1 protein-coding gene is annotated in these 533 nt (G+C 36.8%); it reads right to left on the reverse strand.

The annotated features are described in order from the left end of the window. Positions 1 to 497 (reverse strand): tyrosine-type recombinase/integrase (locus FC88_RS02485; RefSeq protein ID WP_057812444.1); only part of this gene is annotated, 497 nt, incomplete at its 3' end. Positions 498 to 533: the final 36 nt, after the last annotated feature.

A 533-nucleotide genomic window follows, 5' to 3' on the forward strand; every position in this document is an offset into this window, starting at 1 on the left:
AATAAGTGCATGACTAAGCCAATATTGTAATTGGATTGCGTATAAACGCGATAAGCTCCAGTCTTGCGCATTGTGTGGGTACCAAGGTAATTAATATTTAAAAGATCGCCGACTTTGCTCATGATTTTATAGAACTGCTTTTCTGTAATATGCCGTTCTGGGTGTTGAATGGACGGAAAGAGCCATTCAGATTCTAGTTTATGATCAAGCAGCCATTGACGATACAATAAAAGCTCTGTTTGAACTGGTTTAAGGTACAAGTTATTAGGCTTACCAGTTTTTCGATCATGAATGAACGCATTTTGTTTAATGGAGCCGTCCGGATTAAAAATATCCGCTTGTTTTAGGCACATGACGTCACTGACTCTTAGTAGCGTAGCTTTACCAACTTGAAAAATTGTATAGTTACGCCGGCCAGCTTTAAAATTATTGAGTAACGTATCTTGCACCTCTTTGAGAACATTTGAATCTTTGATTGGTAAGACAACTTGTTGCATAAGCTGTTAGTTCCTTTACTTTAAAATTAATTTAGT

This window comes from Companilactobacillus futsaii JCM 17355 (genome assembly GCF_001435505.1).
Lineage (GTDB): Bacteria > Bacillota > Bacilli > Lactobacillales > Lactobacillaceae > Companilactobacillus > Companilactobacillus futsaii.